This window comes from Yoonia sp. SWMV100 (genome assembly GCF_056108365.1).
In genome coordinates, this window is the sequence record NZ_JBWBAQ010000007.1 from 175,754 (window position 1) to 183,002 (window position 7,249).

A 7,249-nucleotide genomic window follows, 5' to 3' on the forward strand; every position below is an offset into this window, starting at 1 on the left:
GATTTTAATTTTTACCACCGGCGACTTCACGACTGATAGCTTACTTACAAGACTCCATTTTCAGATCGGACATCCCATGACACCAGAAGTGCAGCATCTTGTTTGGGGCGTTGCCCTGTTGATTATTCATATTCTGGTTCAAGCCACGTTCAGTGACCTGAGCAAAGGCATTGGTTGGGCGCTTGGCCCCCAAGACAGCGCACGCGACCAAAGTGCCGTCGCGGGCCGCATCCAGCGCGCCTTGCGCAACTATCTGGAAACCTTCCCTGCCTTCATCGCGCTCGCCCTCGCTCTTGCTGTGACGGACATGGGCAACGCGACATCGGCGATGGGGGCCGCGATCTGGTTCTGGGCGCGGATTGTCTATATTCCCGCCTATGTGATCGCCATTCCGATGCTGCGATCCATCACGTGGTTTGTGTCGATCGGCGGCCTGCTGATGATGCTGATGCCTCTGCTTTAACCGAAAAGGCGTGCGTATCCGGTGAACTGCGTCTCGTCAGGCGGAACACATTTTACCGGATCGCGCTTTAAAGAACACGTTATGAACCCGCCACACCCGCAGTATTGGACACGACCGAAAGTTGGCATGCCTATTGCGTATGCAACAGTGATAAAGTCCGATCTGAAAACATGGGCCGCCGCGTGAATCCTGACGTCAATAAACTGCAAGAGCAGCTTGACCTGATGAACAAGCTGTATCAGCGCGAGCTGACGCGCAGGCGGCAATTCCATCGGGCGGTCATCCAACAGACCGGGTTTGATGCGGGTGCCGCGCAACCAGATTTCATGCCGATCCAGATACAGTATGCGCAGCAACCGCAAGGAACCTACGTTGTTTGCGGCAGCATGCTGGGTGGCGATATGATCACAAAACTCGAATTTGTCGGCACGCTCAGCGACACCAACTGCCATCGCGTCTTTATCAAAGACTTTTATAAAAGCTGGTATCAAGACGGGCTTATGGGTCTGACTGAAAACAGAAACGACACGATCGGTTTTCTGCGGTCTCTGCTTCAGGATTTTCCAAGGCCCCTGACTTTTGTCGGGTCTAGTTCCGGGGGATACGCGGCTTTGCTATTTGGTCACGCGCTGGATGCAGACAGGATTGTCACTTTTGGTGCGCAAACGCTGCTGACGCGCAACATCGTTGCAGCCTACGGCGACTCGCGGGTCTCTTCTTTCCGGTTTGACTATAATTTGCCCGAAAATGATCTGCGTAAAATTCTCATCGAAAGGCCTCTGACGGGCCAAGCAGATATGCACTTTGCCGCTCGGAACAGGCTTGATGCGCGACAGCATCAATACGTGGCGGACCTGCCGAATGTGACAACGATCTCACATGATATCCGCATGCACGCAGTCGCTGTCCGGTTGCGGGCGCAGGGCAAACTGAAAGATGCTATCGTTCCGCCAGAAATATTGATCTAATTATGTCACCCTGTCACTCTCCCACCAAAAAAGGCGCGCTAGTATGACCCCCGAACTTACCGTCCTCGCCCTCGCTGGCCTTTTGCAGGGCATTCAATTCGCCTTGATGGCGATCCCTGCGAACCTTGAACTTGGTCCCGGAAAAACGGCGTCGCCGCGCGATCCGCAGCGTTTGGGTAAACCGCTGATCGAACAGGTCAGCGTCAAAACAGGTCGTCTGTTCCGCGCGCTCAATAACCACTTCGAAGGGCTGATTTTGTTCACCATTGCCGTGGTCGTGATCACGCTTGGCGACAAGGGGACCGGGTTAAGCGCCATTTGCGCATGGACCTATCTGGGCGCCCGCATTCTTTATATCCCCGCCTACTACTTTGGCTGGACGCCGTGGCGTTCGCTGATTTGGTTTGTGGGCTTTCTCTCAACCATCCTCATGATACTGTCGGCCCTGATCTGAACCAGTGCCCGGCAAAAATCCGACGATTGTCCGACGCCAGTCCGACACCAGAAAATGACCAAAGGAGACACCATGTCCAGCTATGACGTTATCATCATCGGCGCCGGCCCAGGCGGCTATGTCAGCGCAATCCGTTGCGCCCAACTTGGCATGAAAGTTGCCTGTGTCGAGGGCCGTGAAACCCTTGGCGGGACGTGTTTGAATGTCGGCTGTATTCCATCAAAAGCCATGCTGCACGCGACCCACATGCTGCACGAAGCCGAGCATAACTTTGCCGAGATGGGCCTGAAGGGTAAAGCACCCTCTGTCGATTGGAAGCAAATGCTGTCCTACAAAGACAAGGTTGTTGGCCAAAATACCGGCGGCATCGAGTTTTTGTTCAAAAAGAACAAGGTAGACTGGATCAAAGGCTGGGCTACGATCCCGGAAGTTGGAAAAGTGAAAGTCGGCGACACCACCTATGACGCCAAGAATATCGTCATTGCATCCGGCTCCGAGGCCTCTGGATTGCCGGGCATCGAGGTCGATGAGAAAACTGTCGTGACCTCGACCGGTGCGCTGGAACTGAACAAGATCCCCAAGTCACTTGTCGTGATCGGTGCAGGGGTCATTGGCCTTGAACTGGGGTCGGTCTACGCCCGCCTTGGGTCCGATGTGACGGTTGTTGAATACCTTGATGCGATCACCCCGGGTCTTGATGCCGAAATCGCGCGCCAGTTCCAAAAAATGCTGACAAAGCAGGGTCTTAAATTCACTCTAGGGGCGGCTGTTCAGGGCGTCGCGGTCAAGAATAGCAAGGCGACTGTGACCTATAAGCTGCGCAAAGACGACAGTGAACACACGCTGGACGCTGACACAGTTCTGGTCGCAACTGGTCGCAAGCCTTACACCAAAGGTCTGGGTTTGGATGCCTTGGGCATCGAAATGACCGACCGCGGTCAGATCAAAACCGACGGCAAATATGCCACCAACATTCCGGGTATCTACGCCATCGGCGATACCATTGCCGGACCGATGCTGGCGCACAAAGCCGAAGACGAAGGCATGGCCGTGGCCGAATGTATTGCCGGCCAACACCCGCATGTGAACTACGGCATCATTCCGGGCGTGATTTACACCCATCCCGAAGTCAGCAGCGTCGGCGAGACCGAAGAAACCCTAAAGGCACAGGGGCGTGCGTATAAGGTCGGGAAATTCCCCTTTATGGGTAACGCCCGCGCCAAGGCCAACTTTGCCGGCGACGGCTTTGTAAAGCTATTGGTCGACGCCCAGACAGATCGCATTCTGGGCGCGCATATCATTGGCCCGATGGCCGGTGATTTGATCCATGAAATCTGCGTCGCAATGGAATTCGGCGCGGCAGCAGAAGACATCGCGCGCACCTGCCACGCCCACCCCACCTATTCCGAAGCCGTGCGCGAAGCTGCTTTGGCGTGTGGCGATGGCGCAATTCACGCCTAAAAAACAACGGCGCGGGGTTTACCCCGCGCCATCACGCCCCTAAACCTGAAGGTGTATAATACCCGCTTTGGGCTGCCGTTCGGCGGAATGCCGCATACTTGCGCGCTGCCCACCATACGACCGCCACAATTTAAGCCGATTTTAGTGTAGTGATTTTTAATGTTTCTGAGATCCCATATGAACGCCTCTGCCCTTGTCTTACCATTGCTGTTGTTCTTTGCCGGACCCGCACTGGCCGCCCCACGCGCCTTTGCGCAGGTGTCTGGGCTTGAATTTGTGGCGCCGACCACCATTCCCGGGCCAAACGACGAGATGATGTCGCTTTGCTATCTCACGGACGACACACAGGTTTTTGGCGTAACCATCAAAAGTGATATTCAATCTTATGTCTTGGCCTCTGATGGATGCACGGGCCGCTATGACCGGGCGTATAGTGCGGACATGATGGTTGCCGCCCAAGGGCTTGGCTTTGTGCCAAAAGATGTGAACCCAATCGCACACAACACGCTGCAGCGGAACATGATGTATTACGGGATCTTATTGGCAGTCGCTCTGGGATTGATCGCCGTCATTATCCGGCGCGTGAAGTCGTTGTTGGGGATCGAACTGGGTGGGGCGATGCGCAAAAAGGCAGCGCTGCGAATTCTCTCCGCGATGTGTCATGTCGCGAAATGCAATAGCAGTGTGGCGGCCAATGAAATTGCGCTCATCCGGTCAACCGCACGGCAATTGACCGGGCGCAACTATACCGCGACAGATGTCATGCACGTGGTCGATTCAATTGACCTGTCAAATGGCCTCGGACCCAACGACTTTATTGCCTTTGGCAAGGGGCTGCGCGACCGCGAAAAAGACCTGATGCTCCAAGGTGTGCTGACGGTCGCCACCGCCGGCGGCCGCATCCAGCCCACGGAATACGCCTTTGCAACTGAACTGGCCTACGGACTGGGAATGCCGGGTGAAGATTTCCGGCGGGTGTTGAACCTCGCGTTGGGTAGCACTTAAGCCTTGAGCAACCGAAGACCTTTTGTCGCATCGGTTCGCACCGCAAGACGCAACCCCGGCTCATCCCCGGCCTTCAGCGCACTGATGATCAGTTTATGGTGATAAGGTGGCTCGGTCCGGTTCAGCCGCCCGTATAACGACCGCATGGTCGGCCCCAGTTGCAACCAGACCGTTTCGGTCATCGCTAACATGGCCGGGGCCTGCGCCCGCAAATAAAGCGTGCGGTGAAATTCGAGGTTCATCCGGATATATCCGGTCGCATCTTGGCGTGCGATCATTTGGCTGACACCATTATTGATCGTCTCCAGACGATCAATCAGGGCGAAATGCGCCCGTGGCAGCGCTCGCGACGCCAATTCAGGTTCAAGCAATGCGCGCAACGTCGCAAGTTCTTCGATTCGGTCATTGGACAAGGCAGGGGTTGCGACCCGGCCCGAAGACGACAGCGACAGCGCACCTTCGGCCACTAACCGGCGTACCGCCTCGCGGGCCGGTGTCATCGAAACATCATAGATTTTCCCGATACCACGCAGGGTCAGCGCTTCGCCGGGGTTGATTTCGCCATGCATAATGCGCGTGCGCAACGCACGGTAAACACGTTCGTGGGCAGCAAAGCTGGTATCAACGGGGCGCGGCTGAATCATGGCTTTACTTGTGATCACAAAATACGCACAGGTCAATCATCGAAACAGTAACGATGCAGTTGGTCACCGTTTTCGCGCAACCATTGCCGCGGAACGTCATAATTTGGATAGAGACGTTCCACGACCCGCCAAAACGCGTCTGAATGGTCCATCCGCACCAAATGCGCAACCTCGTGCGCAGCGACATAGGTCAGCACCTCAGGCGGTGCCATGATCAGCCGCCAAGAGTACATGAGCCGCCCTTGGCTGCTACACGACCCCCAGCGCGACCGTGTGTCCCGAATGGACAGTTGCGTATATGACCGACCCACTTGGGCAGCATAGGCATCAGAGGCTAGCGCCAGCGCGTCACGCGCCATCACCTTTAGCTTGGCTTGGACCGGCACGCCAATAGACTGCACCCGCAACGGAACCGTGATGCCGGAATCGGTGACCACAATGCGCGGCACATCAGCTGCATCTATTGGCACCAGTTGCCCGCGCAGTAACACCGTGCCACCAACCCGCACCGGCGCACAGGCCCCAAGTTGCGACAGGTGTTTACGAAGCCACGGCTCTTGCGCACGCAGGAACGCGATTCCTTCGTGGTCGGGGGTCCGCGTTGGCAAGCTCAACGTCACGCGACCATCCAAACGGGACACCCGCAGCGATAATCTGCGCGCACGTCCAGAGCGGCGCAAACTCACCTCAATCGGGGGGTTGCCTTCAAGCGTATGACGGCCCATATCCAACTACTCATATTTTCATGTGTCAAAGGCTTTGACACGCCTGCCCGCTTATGGCAGTTGGCATCGATCACCCGCAAGGGCACGACAAGAATTTGAAGGGATAGCCTATGCCTAAGGAAGAATGGGGCACAAAGCGTCTTTGCCCTGAAACCGGCAAACGCTTTTACGACCTGAATGCAACACCGATTATTAGCCCATACACGGGCAAAGTAGTCCCCATTGATACGTCCAAAACACGTACAATGGTTGCGGATGCCGCAGATGCGCAGTCAAAAGTGAAGGATGAGGTCGAAGAAGAAGACGATCTGGTTCTCGACGACGATGCGGACGACGTAGATTTGGGTGACGACGTTCTGGAAGACGACGACGATGACGACACAGTTTCGTTCGACGATCTGCCTGACGTAGCGGCCAACGACGACGACTAAAATTATCCATTTCGGGCGTGATTCCCTCTTGATCTCGCCCGAAACGCTGCATAGACAGCAGCACGCAACGCAGGTTGCATTCGGGGCCTTAGCTCAGTTGGGAGAGCGCTTGCATGGCATGCAAGAGGTCAGGGGTTCGACCCCCCTAGGCTCCACCAAATCCCGCATGTGACGGGCCACATAGTTTGACCCTTTTGGCCAGCACTCTGACTGATAAACACCCCATAATAGTTCCTTTTTGGCAGCGTATTTTTTCCTTTTTGCGGGAAAATTGGCAGTTTTGGCAAATCTATTCATTTGAGCAGGCTAAGTTGGCAACTTGCATGCTGTCGCAGACGCGGGCACCTTAAGCATTATCGGAAGCCGAATGATTTAACGGAAGGGATGCCATTTGAAGCCGCCTAAAGACACTACTGATGAACAGCGGATAGCAAATGACATCAGTGCAACGTTGCCCACTGCTCGATCTCTCGCGGACCGTATAACGGTCTTGCAAGAGGCTGCGGACGAGATCGGCCCTGTGGATCCTAGCTTTGACCAGAAGTCATTCTTCGACGCGCTGTAAAGATCAACCCAACGACGCGGAAGCACACCGACTACATAACTAGGAATCAAGGGGCCGGGGGATGGGATCCTCCCTAGTTGTCGAAATTCATCTTGTTGAACCGCCTGACAGCTACCTTGGTCGAGGTAATGATGAAGGTTGGAAAAGCGGTTCAAAATTCCAAGAGAGGTACAGAAAAATGACCCCATTTGACTTCATGACCATGTCCGAAAGTGGTTTGAAGCTACTGAAGATCATCTTTGAATTTCAGAGCTTATCAGCAAAAATAACGGTTGCTTCGCTTCCTGATCGCGAGAAGTCGGCGGCACTTCTACGCAAGATGGCGACATGCTTGGGAGAGATCGAGGCAGAAGTGCAAAAAGATAACCCAAGGGCTGAAAAGCATGTCGGCTCAATGAGGGTGTATCTGGATGTTGAATAGCCCCTAGTATTGTAGACGCTTTCTTCCCTAATTTTGAGGCAAGGAGGCCGTTATGGGGAAGCCAAATTTCAGTGAAGATTTCAAGCGTGATGCTGTGCATCAAATCACGGTG

9 protein-coding genes and 1 tRNA gene are annotated in these 7,249 nt (G+C 54.8%); 8 read left to right on the forward strand and 2 right to left on the reverse strand.

The features are described from left to right. Positions 1-76 precede the first annotated feature (76 nt). The 5 genes from ACXJGX_RS15340 (at position 77) to ACXJGX_RS15360 (ending at position 4,351) form a co-directional block, all read left to right on the forward strand. Positions 77-463: an MAPEG family protein gene (locus ACXJGX_RS15340; protein ID WP_474783238.1), complete on the forward strand. Its 387-nt coding sequence runs from the start codon at positions 77-79 to the stop codon at positions 461-463. Positions 464-633: 170 nt separating this feature from the next. After that, on the forward strand, positions 634-1,431 hold the full coding sequence (locus tag ACXJGX_RS15345) for a patatin-like phospholipase domain-containing protein (RefSeq protein ID WP_474783240.1): 798 nt from the start codon (positions 634-636) through the stop codon (positions 1,429-1,431). Positions 1,432-1,474: 43 nt separating this feature from the next. Next, positions 1,475-1,885 carry an MAPEG family protein gene (locus tag ACXJGX_RS15350; protein WP_474783242.1) on the forward strand — a complete coding sequence of 137 codons (411 nt, stop codon included), beginning with the start codon at positions 1,475-1,477 and terminating at the stop codon, positions 1,883-1,885. A gap of 72 nt (positions 1,886-1,957) precedes the next feature. Further along, a complete protein-coding gene (gene lpdA, locus ACXJGX_RS15355; protein WP_474783244.1) occupies positions 1,958-3,346 on the forward strand; it encodes a dihydrolipoyl dehydrogenase in 1,389 nt (462 codons plus the stop codon). A gap of 177 nt (positions 3,347-3,523) precedes the next feature. Continuing rightward, positions 3,524-4,351 (forward strand): TerB family tellurite resistance protein, encoded by an 828-nt coding sequence (locus tag ACXJGX_RS15360; RefSeq protein WP_474783246.1) that lies wholly within the window; start codon positions 3,524-3,526, stop codon positions 4,349-4,351. Here the strand turns inward: ACXJGX_RS15360 and ACXJGX_RS15365 are convergent. Both ACXJGX_RS15365 and ACXJGX_RS15370 read right to left on the reverse strand, forming a co-directional pair. Beyond that, positions 4,348-4,995 (reverse strand): GntR family transcriptional regulator, encoded by a 648-nt coding sequence (locus ACXJGX_RS15365; protein WP_474783248.1) that lies wholly within the window; start codon positions 4,993-4,995, stop codon positions 4,348-4,350. The two genes, ACXJGX_RS15360 and ACXJGX_RS15365, sit on opposite strands and share 4 nt — an antisense overlap. A 32-nt stretch (positions 4,996-5,027) precedes the next feature. Beyond that, positions 5,028-5,720 (reverse strand): M48 family metallopeptidase, encoded by a 693-nt coding sequence (locus ACXJGX_RS15370; RefSeq protein WP_474783250.1) that lies wholly within the window; start codon positions 5,718-5,720, stop codon positions 5,028-5,030. 110 nt (positions 5,721-5,830) lie between these two features. Between ACXJGX_RS15370 and ACXJGX_RS15375 the strand changes: the two genes are divergently transcribed. The 3 genes from ACXJGX_RS15375 (at position 5,831) to ACXJGX_RS15385 (ending at position 7,137) form a co-directional block, all read left to right on the forward strand. Beyond that, positions 5,831-6,151: a TIGR02300 family protein gene (locus ACXJGX_RS15375; RefSeq protein WP_474783252.1), complete on the forward strand. Its 321-nt coding sequence runs from the start codon at positions 5,831-5,833 to the stop codon at positions 6,149-6,151. Between the two features lie 82 nt (positions 6,152-6,233). Next, positions 6,234-6,309 (forward strand) — tRNA-Ala (locus tag ACXJGX_RS15380). A 468-nt stretch (positions 6,310-6,777) separates the two neighbouring features. Continuing rightward, positions 6,778-7,137, forward strand: coding sequence for a hypothetical protein (locus ACXJGX_RS15385; protein ID WP_474783254.1), 360 nt, complete (start codon positions 6,778-6,780; stop codon positions 7,135-7,137). Positions 7,138-7,249: the final 112 nt, after the last annotated feature.